Genomic DNA, 14,086 nt, shown 5'->3' on the forward strand with positions numbered 1-14,086 from the left:
CGACGGATGTTGCAGGTAACCAGCGATCAATGGCTGCAGTGGCTGAGCCTCTATTTCTGGCCGCTGCTGCGCGTACTGGCGCTGATTACTACCGCTCCGATCCTCAGTGAACGTGCCGTCCCCAAACGGGTAAAGCTGGGGCTGGGGATCATTATTACCCTCGTCATTGCCCCTTCGTTGCCGCCTAACGACGTGCCGATTTTTTCGTTTAATGCGTTATGGCTGGCGATGCAGCAAATTCTGATCGGCATCGCGCTCGGCTTTACCATGCAGTTTGCCTTTGCGGCGGTGCGTACAGCGGGTGAGATTATCGGTCTGCAGATGGGGCTTTCCTTTGCCACCTTTGTCGATCCGGCAAGCCATCTGAATATGCCGGTGCTTGCCAGAATCATTGATATGCTGGCGATGCTGCTGTTCCTGACCTTTGACGGTCATCTGTGGCTGATTTCGCTGCTGGTCGACACGTTCCACACCCTGCCCATTGGCGGTAATCCGGTGAACAGCAACGCGTTTCTGGCGCTGGCCAGAGCGGGCAGCCTGATCTTCCTCAACGGGTTGATGCTGGCGCTGCCGGTCATCACCATGCTGCTAACGCTGAACCTGGCACTGGGATTACTAAATCGTATGGCACCGCAATTATCCGTATTTGTGATTGGTTTTCCGCTTACCCTGACCGTGGGCATCGCGTTAATCGCGGCATTAATGCCGTTGATTGCGCCGTTTTGTGAACACCTATTTAGCGAAATTTTCAATTTATTAGCTGATATTGTTAGTGAATTGCCCGTTAATAATAGTCCATAATGTTTATCTTGTTATTCTAAGGATTATCCTAAAGTCATTCAGTAAAAACATCTACCAGGATAACTCTCACGCGCTTTATTTGTTTTTATCTCACTCACATAACGCAACATTTACTTTACTTTAAGACAATTCCAGGCAAATTATACGTAACTTTACGGGATAGTAAGTCCGCCTGAAAACCGCAAACGCGTCTCATTAGGTGAAGCATTCGGTTCCGTTAAGTTGTGTGAGATATTCGGGTAAGGGGAATTATCGTTACGCATTGAGTGAGGGTAAGCCATGTCAACGATTATTATGGATCTATGCAGTTACACCCGGCTAGGTTTGACCGGGTATCTGGTAAGCAGAGGGGTGAAAAAAAGGGAAATCAACGACATCGAGACCGTTGACGAACTCGACATCGCTTGTGATACACACCAACCTTCTGTGGTGTTTATTAATGAAGACTGTTTTATCCATGACCCAGCCAACAGTCAGCATATAAAGCAAATCATTAATCAGCATCCCAATACGTTATTTATTGTTTTTATGGCAATTGCCAATGTGCATTTTGATGAATATCTGTTAGTCAGAAAAAACTTATTGATCAGTTCAAAGTCAATAAAGCCAGAATCACTGGACGATCTCCTTGGCGATATTCTGAAAAAAGAGACGGATTCCGCCAGTGTAATAAATTTACCGACGTTATCATTAAGTCGTACTGAGTCCAGCATGCTGCGCATGTGGATGGAAGGCCAGGGAACAATTCAAATTTCGGATCAAATGAATATCAAGGCAAAAACGGTGTCATCCCATAAGGGGAATATAAAACGAAAGATAAAGACGCATAACAAACAGGTTATCTATCATGTCGTCAGACTAACCGATAACGTGACCAACGGTATCTTTGTTAACATGCGATGAGACGTCCCGACTGGTGGATGTCCCACCAGCCGGGTTTACATCGGCTGTCGCAATCCTACTCCGCCTTCTCCACAAAGATACCATCCTGATGCCCTGACTCATTAAAGAACCAGATGCCGAGCGGGTAGTCTTCCAGCGAAACCAGGTACATTGTGCCTTCACTAAACTCTTCCACTGCCAGTACCACGCCAGGACGACGAGAACCGCCGTCCGTTTTGACTGTGACCCGATCATTCACCTTCATCATTATCCTCCTGTGGCTTTGTGCCAGTGTAGAACAAAAACCGCTGACTGACAGCGTCTGAGCGGTTCGATTGCGGGTTTTCTCAACGGTCTATACTTAGTCTGTGGCACGGTGAATGACGAGGTTGAAATGAAGACCGCGAAAGAGTACAGCGATACCGCAAAACGTGAAGTCAGCGTCGATGTTGACGCGTTGCTGGCGGCGATTAATGAAATCAGCGAGAGTGAGATCCATCGTAGCGGAAACGACCCGGACAGAGTCAGTGTGGATGGCCGTGAGTATCATACATGGCATGAATTGGCCGAGGCGTTTGAGCTCGACATCCATGATTTTAGCGTGACAGAAATTAATCGATGAGCTGCAGCGAAAAAAATCCCGACCCTGACGGGTCGGGATGAAACTTGCTTATGCAAGAAGCACTTGAAAATTCGTTACACCAGGAAATCTGATGTACGCTAAACCTTATCCGCAATTTTTTTGCATGACAAGCAAATATTTTTCAGACAAATGATTAATCCTTCTAATGGTTGGGGCGGACCGGCTGCCAGCGCGCCTGATGACGGGATCGATCCCATTCCCCCTTCAGGCCAAACACCCTGTTTTTAGGATTTATCCAGAATACGGCGGTCCACGTGACAGGAATAAACATGCTTTCACTCGACGCTCCACTGCTGATTTTTACCGATCTGGATGGCACGCTGCTGGACAGTCACACTTATGACTGGCAGCCTGCCGCCGCCTGGCTCGCCCGACTGCGTGGGAAAAATATTCCGCTGATCCTGTGCAGCAGCAAAACGGCGGCGGAAATGCTGCACATCCAGAAGTTACTCGGCTTACAGGGATTGCCGCTGATTGCTGAGAATGGCACCGTGGTTGAACTGGACAGCCGTTGGCAGACGCATCCTGACTTCCCGCGACAGATAGCCGGTGCTTCACATGCTGAAATTAGCGCCGTGATTAACAAACTTCGTACCCGATCCTCGTTTAAATTTACAACGTTTGATGATGTCGATGAATCCACCATCGCCGAGTGGACTGGCCTGACACATGCCCAGGCCAGCTTAACGCGCCTGCATGAAGCCTCAGTCACGCTGATCTGGCGCGACAGCGATGATCGAATGGCCGACTTCACCCGACAGCTAAACGACCTGGGATTACAGTTTGTTCAGGGCGCGCGATTCTGGCATGTCCTGGATGCCAGCGCTGGAAAAGATCAGGCTGCAAACGGGCTGATTGATCTCTATCAGCGCCAGTGGAAGCGACGTCCGGTCACCGTCGGACTGGGTGATGGCCCGAATGACGCGCCACTGCTGGAGGCGATGGATTACGCCGTCATCGTGAAAGGCTTAAGTCGCGAAGGGGTAATTTTACGCCCCGACAGCACCGTACAGGTTTACCGTACGCAGCGTGAGGGGCCGGAAGGCTGGGACGAAGGCATGACCCATTTTTTCGCCACGCCTTAGCCTTTATCCGAGACACAGACCCGGTTACGGCCTGCCTGTTTTGCCAGGTAGAGTCTACGGTCCGCCAGTGACTGGAGCTGCTCAAAATCATAGTCTCCGGTCTCCTGGGTACTGCTCACCCCGAGTGAGGCGCTAATCCACAACGTGGCACTTTTCGCCACCAGAATCTCTTTCTCATTCAGCCGCAGGCGGATGCGCTCAGCTATCTGCTCCGCCTGCGCCAGAGACGTTTCCGGCAGGACCACACAGAACTCCTCCCCGCCGACTCGCCCTGCAACATCATAAGTACGCAACGTCCCGCTGATTAAGCCTGCGGCATGCGTTAACACCCGATCCCCGGCCTGATGACCAAAGCGATCATTAATACTTTTGAAGTGGTCCAGATCGATCTGAATAACCGACAGCGGTTGTTTTTGCGTTCGGCAACGCTGAGTCAAGTGCTTAGCTTTTTCAAAGAGCGCGCCGCGGTTATACAAGCGGGTCAGCGTATCGTGCCAGGCCTGCCACTGGAGTGAACTTTGCAGCACAAACATATTGCTGACCATTTGACGGATGACCACCCAGGAGATGATCAGCATCGCGGTGAACAGCGCCCACAGTAACGCCAGCGCAATACTGATGCTGCCGAAATCGCCGTGTACCCCTTCGCTTAAGGTATGTACCCGCACCAGTACGCCATCGAAATGATCCAGACGTTGCCAACTGATGTAGCGGCTCCCCATGCGCAAACCGCCTACGGTATCCTGCTCGATATCGTGCGCGAGCATCGCCAGTTCGCGCTCATCAAAGGTGTTCGCGTTTCTCAATTCCGCCGAGGAACCGGCCAGCAGCTTCAGTTTGCTGTCATAGAGTTGATACACCCCCTCCACGTCCTTATCGATGGCTTCATCCATAAACCGTTCGACTGCCGACACGGGGATGGTCATCGCCAGCACGCCAAGCCAGTAAAAGTGATAATCCAGCGGTACGCTAACGGTCACGCGCTGCTGCTCGTAAGAGAGATCGGGTGACGGCGTGGTGAACCAGCGTACGCCGCGCATGCGGTTTTTTCGCTGCGACTGCTCGGTAAACCAGGGTTGGATCACGTAGTCGTAATATCGGGTAGTAATATCGCTGGACAGCGATGTCGGTAACGTGGAGACGTAAAAGCCCGCGCGCGAGACATACATCGCCTGTTGCGACATCGATGTACGGATGATCGCTAAACGCAACAAATAGCCCACTTCCAGCGCGGCGGTCAGCTCGTTATTCAGCGATTGATCGTCACGCGAGAGCAACTGAGTTTGACTTACAAACGCATCAGAAACGCCATTCAGCGGCAGCGTCCGTCGCTTATCCAGCTCAAGCTGCCAGACGCGTGAATGACGCAACTGCTCAAAATGGGTAACCGCATCTCTTAAGACCGAAAACCCCAGCGGGGTGATCAGCGCCTCATGCATCCCGTCACGCAGAAACAGCAGCTTATCCACATTGAATTGCAACTGCTTGTCGAGCGAGTTGGCGACATTTTCCAGATGATTACGCTGGCTGGAGATATAGGCGTCTTCCAGGACGACCACTTCCCGCCAGGTCAGAAGAGTCGAAAAAAACATGACAATCAGAAAGCAGAGATTCACGACGTGGCCAGGGCCGAGTCGCCGCGCCAACGTTTTCAGCCAGCCCCCGTTTTCCATCGTTGCTTCGTGCGGCACTCTGCCCACTCCCTACTCGCTGTTGCTTTCCTAATCCTGGCATAACGCAGTACGTTACGTATTGTTGCCGTCACGCATTTTTTAAGAAAACGCCCGACATCCGCCGGGCGTTTTGTCATCAGGCTTCATCACACCGTCTACAGGTAGCGCCAGCGACGAGTTCATACTCATGGAATGCCTCTCGCTTGACGCCAAACCCATCATACCACCGACACTCCACCATATCGCTGGAATAGCCGGTGACAATCATACGCGGACCGCCCTCTTTCACAGTCACTTCCTCACTGACCAAAAAAACCATGTTACCTCCTGTATCCAGTGAACGTTTTCACCTTAGACGAGGATGTCCGGTTTTGCCTCATTCTGAGGAAGACTTTTAGTGCGCAACCCCGCGCATTCTGGCAACGGCTTTCACCAGCAGCACAACGATGGCACCGATGATAAACCCCAATACCAGATTCAGCAGCGTCGGTAAAATCAACGCCACCACAGCATTTTGCTGCTGGGCAAACTGTTCAATGGCATGATGCAACGGCGCAATACCGTGTACCACAATTCCCCCGCCCACCAGGAACATGGCCAGCGTACCCACCACCGACAGTGACTTCATCAGCCACGGCGCGACAACCAGCAGCCCTTTCCCTAATGTCTGCGCCAGCACGCTGGCTTTTTCTGCCAGCCAGTACCCCATATCATCCAGCTTAACGATGAGACCAACCAGGCCATAAACGCCAATGGTCACCACCAGCGCGATGCCTGACAAAACCAGCACCTGGTTGAGCAACGGCGCCTCGGCCACAATCCCGAGCGTGATCGCCACGATCTCTGCCGAGAGTATAAAGTCGGTTCGCACTGCGCCTTTGATTTTATCTTTCTCAAACGCCAGCGGATCCTGCGCCGCCAGCGCTTCCAGCCGCCGCTGTCGCTCAGCCGGATCTTCTTTGTGTTTTCGCGATTCGAAGGTGTGCAGGACTTTCTCCACGCCCTCAAAACAGAGGAAGGCGCCGCCAATCATCAACAACGGCGTAATCGCCCAGGGAATAAAGGCGCTGATGAGCAGCGCCAGCGGCACCAGGATCACTTTGTTAACCAGCGAGCCTTTCGCAACGCTCCAGACCACCGGCAACTCGCGGTTTGCTCTTACCCCCGTCACCTGCTGCGCGTTAAGCGACAGGTCATCCCCCAGTACACCAGCGGTTTTCTTCGCGGCCAGTTTGCCCATCATCGAGATGTCATCCAACAGCGTGGCGATATCATCGAGTAAGGTCAGTAAGCTACTTCCTGCCAAAATTATTCCCTCATTTTTTTATTCTTGAAGCGTTAAGTATGGAGTAAAACACGCGAGGCCGAAACTGGTGTTATTCGTCAACATTTTTTTAACAAGACGCATGAATTATATCACTCGCCAGCCTGATAGTTTTCGCGTTTACTATGTCGCTTGTTAGCGTTTTTCACGTGAGGGATTATGCGTTTCAGGCAGTTGTTACCGCTTTTCAGCGCGCTGTTCGCGCTGTATATCATCTGGGGTTCCACCTATTTCGTCATCCGTATCGGTGTGGAAAGTTGGCCGCCGCTGATGATGGCTGGCGTGCGCTTTCTCGCCGCCGGGGGACTGTTAACCGCCTTTTTACTACTGCGCGGCCATAAACTGCCGCCGCTTCGTCCTCTGCTTAACGCGGCGCTGATTGGTATTTTACTGCTGGCCGTCGGCAACGGTCTGGTTACCCTGGCGGAGCATCAAAACGTCCCTTCCGGGATCGCGGCGGTCGTGGTGGCGACGGTGCCGCTATTCACTCTGTGCTTTAGCCATTTCTTTGGCATTAAAACCCGCAGGCTCGAATGGCTGGGGATTGCGATTGGGCTGGCGGGGATCGTGATGCTCAACAGCGGTGGTAATCTGAGCGGCAATCCGTGGGGGGCGATATTAATTCTGATCGGTTCGATCAGTTGGGCGTTTGGCTCCGTCTACGGTTCGCGTATTACGCTACCGGTGGGGATGATGGCCGGCGCAATAGAGATGCTCGCCGCCGGGATCGTACTGATGTGTGCCTCACTGCTCAGCGGTGAAAAACTGACCGCGCTGCCGTCGCTGTCAGGCTTGCTGGCGGTCGGTTACCTGGCGTTGTTCGGTTCCATCATTGCCATCAATGCCTATATGTATTTGATCCGTAACGTCAGCCCCGCGCTGGCAACCAGTTATGCCTATGTGAATCCGGTCGTTGCGGTGTTACTGGGGACGGGACTGGGAGGTGAACGTCTGGCGCCGATTGAATGGCTGGCGCTGGGGGTCATTGTCTTTGCGGTCGTTCTGGTCACGTTGGGGAAATACCTTTTCCCGGCCAAACCGATGCCTGACGCGGTGGAAAACAAAAAAACGTTACAGTAAATGCATCCCCTGAGTGTCGATCTGCGCGGGCGCGCCGCCGCCGCAGATCCACTCTTCAAGACGTTCTGACAGCGCAGCGTCGCTAAGCTTTTCCCGTCCGCGTAGCGCACATTCCCAGACGATCAGCACCCGCCAGCCCAGTTCCTGTAAATGCTGGATATCGCGGCGATCGCGCGCCACGTTTTTACCAATCTTATCCAGCCAGAAATCGGTGCGCGTCGCGGGCACTTTGAACAGATAACAGTGATGATGGTGCCAGAAACAGCCGTGGGTAAAAATGACGCAGCGATACTCATCCACCACAAAATCAGGACGACCGGGTAGTGAAGCATCCTGAACGCGATAGTCGAGCCCCTGCTCCGTCAGCAGCCCCGCCAGTCGTTTTTCGATAGCCGTATCGCGGGTTGCAATGGCCCGCATGTTTTTACTGCGCGTTGCCTTATCGTGAACGTCCGCCATGAGCGCTCTCTTGCTGCCGTAACGCGACCGCCGCATTAATGTTCTCTTCCAGCAATTTCGCCACGGCGGCGAACGCGGGCACGACCACCGAGTTTCCAAACTGGCGATAGGCCTGGGTGTCAGAAACAGGGATACGGAACTGGTATCCCTGCGGCGACTCGAAGCCCATTAGTCGTGCGCACTCTCTCGGCGTCAGGCGACGTGGACGATGCTGTTGATTTTGCGGATCGTCGAAATTCACTTCCCCGGTAGCGAAATCCCAACCGCGGTCGATCAGAATTTCAGCACCATCTTTGTAATAGCGCGCGGAAAGCGTTCGCGTCACGCTATTCGGATTCGCTGGATCGACCATGCCGTAGCCAAAACCGTTACCTTTCGCCTGATGTTTTTTCGCGTAGCGGTAGAGATATTTCCACAGTACAGGCGTCAACACATATTTGGCTTCAACCACTGGTTCCAGTAATTCCGCCAGCGTCGTCCGCCGCGGCGGGTAACGCGTGCTGATGTTACGCAGGGTAAAATCGCGCTTCAGGTTCAGATCGCGACGAAACCCGACTAGCACGATGCGTTCCCGGTGCTGCGGCAAAAAATGTTTGCCGTCGATGATTTTCGGATCGTCCGGGCCATTATCCTCTGCATCGGCAACGTCGTAACCCAGAGCGTCCAGCGTCTGCATAATAATGCGGAACGTTTTGCCCTGATCGTGGCTCTTCAGGTTTTTCACGTTTTCCAGAACAAAAATCGGTGGACGGCGGGCATCGATGATTCGCACAACGTCAAAGAACAGTGTTCCCTGAGTATCGCAGGCAAAACCGTGGGCGCGTCCCAGCGCATTTTTCTTCGACACCCCGGCAAGGGAAAACGGCTGGCACGGAAAGCCTGCCAGCAGAACATCATGTTGCGGCACATGCTGACGAATATGGTCCGCCGCCTGACTGTCGCTGACACCTTCGCGATGGCTGAGCGTGATGTCGCGAATGTCTTCATTAAAGTGGTGGCTGGCCGGGTCGCAGTAATAGTTTGCTTTATAGGTACGCACCGCATGTTTGTTCCACTCGCTGGTAAACACACACTGCCCGCCTATCGCCTCAAATCCGCGACGAATACCGCCAATACCGGCAAAGAGATCGATAAAGCGGAAGGCATAGTGCGGATGGTGCGCTGGCGGCGTGGGCAACAGGGTACGCAAAAACCCCGACTCTCGTTCGCTTAATCGGTGCCAGGCGGAGGCATTCGCCACCACGCGCTTTAAAATGGCCGGACTCCAGTGGTTCTCGCCGATTCCATTCAGATGAGTCACCAGCGTTTTAACATCATAAATTTCCAACAATTTCGCCAATAACGCCTGCGCAACGTCTGCATTGCTGTCTGTTGCGGGAACCAGCGAACCTGTTACTGAAAGATTTTGCTGCATATCGTTAACCGACCAAAAAAGAGTGGCGTCAGGTTAACATAAAATTGGCCTCACGAGTGGCTGGGACTAAACGTGCGGATCACCGCCGGATCGACAGATTCGTATTCCCCTTTTAGCTCCGCGCTCAGTTTTGCCATGTAGTTCACCAGGAAGCCGGCATTATGCCGGGCCAGTTCCCGGCCACGCTCGGTTTGCATGGTGTCGGGCAACGCCAGTAATTTGGTCTGGAAGTGATCAAGGGCAAACTGTTTATCGTTGAGCGCTCTCCGCTCGGCGAAGGGGTCTTCGCCATCAAAAAGCGCCACGCCTAACGCGCCGGAAACGGCAAAAACACGCGCCAACCCAATCGCGCCCAGCGCTTCAAGCCTGTCGGCATCCTGAACAATTTTCGCTTCCAACGTGAGGGGGGCAATATTTGCGCTAAAACTGTGGGCTTCAATCGCATGGCAAACCGAGGCCAGTTGCGACTCGGGGAAAGCAGGAAAATCACGGATGAGGAGACGGCGGGTTTCTGCCGCCGCCAGGACCGACGAGCGATGACGATCCGGATGATTTTTGGCAAGGCTGACAATGTCATGAAAATAACACGCGGTCAGCACGACCAGCTCATCGACCGTCTGTCCCTCCATCAACTGTCGGGATGTCGCCCAGACGCGGCGGAAGTGAAAAATATCATGCGCGGCGTCCTGCCGGGTGTGATGATGGCAAAGCCATGCTTCAAATTGTGATTGCCAGTGCTGAAGATCCACAGTGCCTCCCGTACGTTAAGAAAGGCTACAGTAGCAAGTTTCTCCGGCAGCTTCACGTTGGCTGACGACGCGGGCGCGTATACCAGGCGATGCCGCCAAGAATCAGCCCCACCAGCCCAAGTACCAGAAACCCCAGCAAAGCCCCCATCCATTTTCCGCTGGTTGAGCCAAGCGAACTTTCAAATCCGGCAACCGGAATTGACTGGATGTGGCTGATCACCCAGGCATAACGAAGCATGGCCCAGACAAAATAGACGCAGAAAGCGTAAAACACCCACAATGCCAGTTTACCGCCCAGACTCCGCGTTGCTTTTTCTTCCATACTGCTCAAAGGAAACTCCATTTTTGTGACGTAACTCGAAAGATTTTTTTGCTCTTTTTTGTGATTATAGTCACATTTTTCTGTTCTGTGCGTCACAATATAGCCACGAATCATTGATTTTGCAGATGTATTGATCCAGGGCAATTTTAGTTATGTCACAAAACACTCTGTTATTTCCATTTATTTTCAAAAATATCCAGACTCCTGTTTATTTACTCATATCATAAACAAATAAAACGCCAACCCATCAATCTGGTTTTTGTTTTATATTAATCATGGCACTATAAACGTGTTATTAGCCTTTTTATCATTTAATCATTTTTTTATAACCGGCATTTATGCCGGTTTTTTTTAATTATCACACTCGGCAAATGGGTACGATTGTCATCTGGAAAACATCCAAGTCATCAATATCAAAGCAAAAAAGAATAAATATTTGATATTAAACCATAAATATCATGAATTTGTTTTATATTTATCATGCAATATGAATTATAAATACCCATATTGAAACATTTAGAAATATTTAAAATACAATTGTTACATGTTATTTTTAAAATAAAATGAACTCCTGGAATAGTATCCAGACGTGCTCTTCTGGAAAGCAGCACTTATTCATGAAGATTATTATCATAAGGGAATACATAATGAAAAGAAAAGTATTGGCAATGCTCGTTCCAGCATTATTGATTGCTGGCGCAGCCCATTCTGCTGAAGTCTATAATAAAGACGGCAATAAACTGGACCTCTATGGGAAAGTGGATGGACTGCACTACTTCTCAGACAACACTGACAGTGATGGCGACATGTCCTATGTGCGTCTGGGCTTCAAGGGTGAAACCCAGATCATGGATCAACTGACTGGTTACGGTCAGTGGGAATATAACATTAACGCAAGCGGTACCGAAGGTGACAAAGGCGATTCCGCAACGCGTCTGGGCTTCGCGGGTTTAGGTTTCGGTCAGAATGGTACCTTCGACTATGGTCGTAACTACGGCGTGGTTTATGACGTCGAAGCGTGGACTGATATGCTGCCGGAATTTGGTGGTGACTCCTACACCCAGACCGACGTCTATATGCTGGGTCGTACTAACGGCGTAGCCACCTACCGTAACAAAGGCTTTTTTGGTCAGGTTGATGGCCTGAACTTCGCGCTGCAGTATCAGGGCAACAATGAAGGCGCAAGTTTTGGCCAGGAAGGCTCGGGCAATAGCACAAATCGTAAACTGGCCCAGGAAAACGGCGACGGTTTCGGTATGTCCACCTCTTATGACTTTGACTTCGGTTTAAGCCTGGGTGCTGCCTATTCTTCATCTGACCGCACGGATGATCAGGTTTCTCGCGGATATGGCGATCGTTCTCGTGCCAACAACTACGCCGGTGGTGAAACAGCTGAAGCCTGGACCATTGGCGCGAAATATGACGCGAACAATATCTATCTGGCCACGATGTATGCCGAAACTCGCAACATGACCTATTACGGCGGCGGTAAAGGTGAAACCAATGGCGGTATTGCCAACCAGACCAAAAACTTTGAAGCGGTTGCACAGTACCAGTTCGATTTCGGTCTGCGCCCTTCTATCGCCTACCTGGTATCTAAAGGGAAGGAACTGGGTGGTCAGGATCATGATGGTGATGGTAACCCACGCTACACCGACAAAGATCTGGTGAAATACGTTGATGTAGGTATGACTTACTACTTCAACAAAAACATGTCCACCTACGTTGATTACAAAATCAACCTGCTGGATAACGATGACCACTTCTATGCAGACAATGGCATCGCGACCGATGACATCGTTGCTGTGGGCTTAGTGTATCAGTTCTAATCGCCAGAATAATTCCAGGCCCGCTTCCGGCGGGCTTTTTTGTGCCTGAAATGTCACTCAGTATTGAGCTTGTCGCCATTTTCCCGCATCCAGTCAGCCAGAGGCGCCAGTGCACCATGCATGGTCAATCCCAATGGCGTTATCTGATACTCAACGCGCGGTGGAATTTCCGGATAAACTGTACGTGACACCAGTCCGCGTAATTCAAATAAACGCAGCTGTTTTGTCAGCTCTTTTTGCGTAATGGGGGCTGCAGCCCGCAATAACTCGCCGAAACGCACCGGGGCATTCAGTACGATCAGACGGTACAAAATCGGTATTGCCCACTTTCCGGAGACCAGACTGACGAAGCGAGTCATCGGACAGGGTTGATGCTGAACATTTTTCTCCGTTACACCGTCGGCTGATTCCGCCATAGCACACCTCTTGCCTCTTTAGTATCCATTTGGTACCTGGTTTCCTTTAGATACTAACGTTTCTATAGTGCATTCTCCAGAGACAATTCAGGAGAAGTAAAATGGGTCGCTTAACAGGTAAATATACGCTCATTACAGGCGGGACCAGTGGTATTGGTCTGGCAACTGCGCAGGAGTTTATTGCCGAAGGCGCGCATGTCGCTGTCACAGGGCGCAATCCCGGCACGCTCGCTCAAGCCCAACGCATTCTGGGTGACAGCGCATGGGTGATTGCCACCGATGCCGGGGATATTCAGGCACAAAAAGGGCTGGCAGAAACCCTCGCTTCGCGTTGGCCGGGGCTGGATGCCGTTTTCGTCAATGCGGGTGACGTCACGCACGGACTGATCGAAGAGTGGGATGAGGCAAAGTGGGACCGCCTGATGCAAATCAATCTAAAGGGGCCTTTCTTTTTGCTGCAGGCACTGCTGCCACTTCTGAATAATCCCTCTTCCGTGATCCTTTGCGGCTCGGTCAGCGCGCATATTGGTCTGCCAACCAGCAGCGTTTACGCCGCCAGTAAGGCCGGATTATTATCGCTCGCACGCACACTGTCGGCAGAACTCTTACCCCGGGGAATACGCGTTAATGGCTTAAGTCCAGGCCCAGTTGCCACACCCGCGCTTAATAAGCTGGGACTTAGTGAAGAAGCGCAGCGCACGCTGCAAAGTGACATTGCCAGCCTGGTGCCTCTGGGACGCATGGGTACGCCAACGGAACTGGCGAAGGCCGCGCTCTATCTGGCATCTGATGAGTCGGGTTATACCGTAGGTACGGAACTACTGGTAGATGGTGGAACCGGCAATCTGTGATTCCAGGCTTCCTGGCTGTTCGTGATCGTCATTGAAAATGTGACGAACATAATGGCGCTGAAGGGAACTTCGGCGTTATATCTCTGTTCGTTTTACTCAACGGGACGTGTGTCACTGACAACAGGAAGGGTAAGTGTTTGAATAGTGGCGGAGAGAGGGGGATTTGAACCCCCGGTGGAGTTGCCCCCACTCCGGTTTTCGAGACCGTCCTGATCTATATAAAACTCATAAACTTATCTTCGAAATTGAGAAAATTGTTTATTGTTTGTACTCGGTTTTTTCAGCGAGTTACGTAAATCATCCATGTCATTTTCTCATCATTTTTTTAAAGTATTGAGATAAGACTAGATAACTTTCCTGATGTGAATGGATGTCAGATCACCGGACAATCATCATCATTGAGCCTTCTGAATATATAGAGGCCTAAAGTCCGCCTTGATCGAACAGCGGAAGTTCACCAATGTGGCTCTGCCCCCGAATATGTTCCAATCATGATCAGGAATAATCGGCTTCTGAATTGTGTGCGAGTGTGAATTTTCAACAAGATCCAGTGGATAG

At 51.4% G+C, this 14,086-nt stretch carries 16 protein-coding genes; 7 read left to right on the forward strand and 9 right to left on the reverse strand.

The genetic code is table 11. From position 1 onward, the window contains the following. Positions 1 to 6 precede the first annotated feature (6 nt). Together fliR and rcsA are read left to right on the forward strand one after the other, a co-directional pair. Positions 7 to 801, forward strand: a complete 795-nt coding sequence (gene fliR / locus KI228_RS13260) for a flagellar biosynthetic protein FliR (RefSeq protein ID WP_043000282.1) — start codon at positions 7 to 9, stop codon at positions 799 to 801. Between the two features lie 279 nt (positions 802 to 1,080). Continuing rightward, entirely contained in the window at positions 1,081 to 1,704 is a 624-nt protein-coding gene (rcsA, locus tag KI228_RS13265; protein WP_043000281.1) for a transcriptional regulator RcsA, read from the forward strand. Between the two features lie 55 nt (positions 1,705 to 1,759). Here the strand turns inward: rcsA and dsrB are convergent, their stop codons facing one another. Further along, complete coding sequence (gene dsrB / locus KI228_RS13270; RefSeq protein ID WP_042318262.1) at positions 1,760 to 1,948, reverse strand: protein DsrB; 189 nt, start codon at positions 1,946 to 1,948, stop codon at positions 1,760 to 1,762. 129 nt (positions 1,949 to 2,077) lie between these two features. Between dsrB and yodD the strand changes: the two genes are divergently transcribed. Both yodD and KI228_RS13280 read left to right on the forward strand, forming a co-directional pair. Continuing rightward, positions 2,078 to 2,305: a YodD family peroxide/acid resistance protein gene (yodD, locus tag KI228_RS13275; RefSeq protein ID WP_042318260.1), complete on the forward strand. Its 228-nt coding sequence runs from the start codon at positions 2,078 to 2,080 to the stop codon at positions 2,303 to 2,305. Positions 2,306 to 2,595: 290 nt separating this feature from the next. Continuing rightward, positions 2,596 to 3,411, forward strand: coding sequence for a mannosyl-3-phosphoglycerate phosphatase-related protein (locus KI228_RS13280; protein ID WP_061069985.1), 816 nt, complete (start codon positions 2,596 to 2,598; stop codon positions 3,409 to 3,411). Here KI228_RS13280 and dgcQ read toward each other — a convergent pair. The 3 genes from dgcQ to KI228_RS13295 form a co-directional block, all read right to left on the reverse strand. After that, positions 3,408 to 5,102, reverse strand: a complete 1,695-nt coding sequence (gene dgcQ / locus KI228_RS13285; protein ID WP_043000279.1) for a cellulose biosynthesis regulator diguanylate cyclase DgcQ — start codon at positions 5,100 to 5,102, stop codon at positions 3,408 to 3,410. The two genes, KI228_RS13280 and dgcQ, sit on opposite strands and share 4 nt — an antisense overlap. Positions 5,103 to 5,220: 118 nt before the next feature. Beyond that, entirely contained in the window at positions 5,221 to 5,403 is a 183-nt protein-coding gene (locus KI228_RS13290) for a YodC family protein (RefSeq protein WP_061069984.1), read from the reverse strand. A 75-nt stretch (positions 5,404 to 5,478) separates the two neighbouring features. Further along, positions 5,479 to 6,396, reverse strand: a complete 918-nt coding sequence (locus KI228_RS13295; protein WP_104010307.1) for a DUF808 domain-containing protein — start codon at positions 6,394 to 6,396, stop codon at positions 5,479 to 5,481. Between the two features lie 171 nt (positions 6,397 to 6,567). Between KI228_RS13295 and yedA the strand changes: the two genes are divergently transcribed. Continuing rightward, positions 6,568 to 7,488: a drug/metabolite exporter YedA gene (gene yedA, locus KI228_RS13300; RefSeq protein ID WP_044266922.1), complete on the forward strand. Its 921-nt coding sequence runs from the start codon at positions 6,568 to 6,570 to the stop codon at positions 7,486 to 7,488. Here yedA and KI228_RS13305 read toward each other — a convergent pair. From KI228_RS13305 to drpB, 4 genes are read right to left on the reverse strand one after another with little or no spacing between them, the layout of a single operon-like run. Further along, entirely contained in the window at positions 7,480 to 7,947 is a 468-nt protein-coding gene (locus KI228_RS13305; protein ID WP_044257588.1) for a very short patch repair endonuclease, read from the reverse strand. The two genes, yedA and KI228_RS13305, sit on opposite strands and share 9 nt — an antisense overlap. Further along, entirely contained in the window at positions 7,928 to 9,361 is a 1,434-nt protein-coding gene (locus tag KI228_RS13310; RefSeq protein ID WP_061069982.1) for a DNA cytosine methyltransferase, read from the reverse strand. Before KI228_RS13310 ends, KI228_RS13305 begins: the two co-directional genes overlap by 20 nt. Positions 9,362 to 9,411: 50 nt before the next feature. After that, positions 9,412 to 10,110, reverse strand: a complete 699-nt coding sequence (locus KI228_RS13315) for a phosphohydrolase (RefSeq protein ID WP_043000273.1) — start codon at positions 10,108 to 10,110, stop codon at positions 9,412 to 9,414. A 52-nt stretch (positions 10,111 to 10,162) separates the two neighbouring features. Continuing rightward, entirely contained in the window at positions 10,163 to 10,432 is a 270-nt protein-coding gene (drpB, locus tag KI228_RS13320; RefSeq protein ID WP_043000272.1) for a cell division protein DrpB, read from the reverse strand. Between the two features lie 647 nt (positions 10,433 to 11,079). On the opposite strand from drpB, the gene ompC reads away from it, so the two are divergent. Continuing rightward, complete coding sequence (gene ompC / locus KI228_RS13325; protein WP_044257584.1) at positions 11,080 to 12,261, forward strand: porin OmpC; 1,182 nt, start codon at positions 11,080 to 11,082, stop codon at positions 12,259 to 12,261. A 53-nt stretch (positions 12,262 to 12,314) separates the two neighbouring features. Here ompC and KI228_RS13330 read toward each other — a convergent pair whose 3' ends face one another. Further along, a complete protein-coding gene (locus KI228_RS13330) occupies positions 12,315 to 12,677 on the reverse strand; it encodes a winged helix-turn-helix transcriptional regulator (protein ID WP_043000270.1) in 363 nt (120 codons plus the stop codon). 101 nt (positions 12,678 to 12,778) lie between these two features. Here KI228_RS13330 and KI228_RS13335 point away from each other — a divergent pair, with 101 nt between their 5' ends. Next, entirely contained in the window at positions 12,779 to 13,528 is a 750-nt protein-coding gene (locus KI228_RS13335; protein ID WP_044257582.1) for an SDR family oxidoreductase, read from the forward strand. The last annotated feature ends 558 nt before the right edge of the window (positions 13,529 to 14,086 follow it).

Origin of the sequence: Citrobacter amalonaticus, assembly GCF_018323885.1 — a bacterium.
In the GTDB taxonomy this organism is placed as follows: domain Bacteria; phylum Pseudomonadota; class Gammaproteobacteria; order Enterobacterales; family Enterobacteriaceae; genus Citrobacter_A; species Citrobacter_A amalonaticus.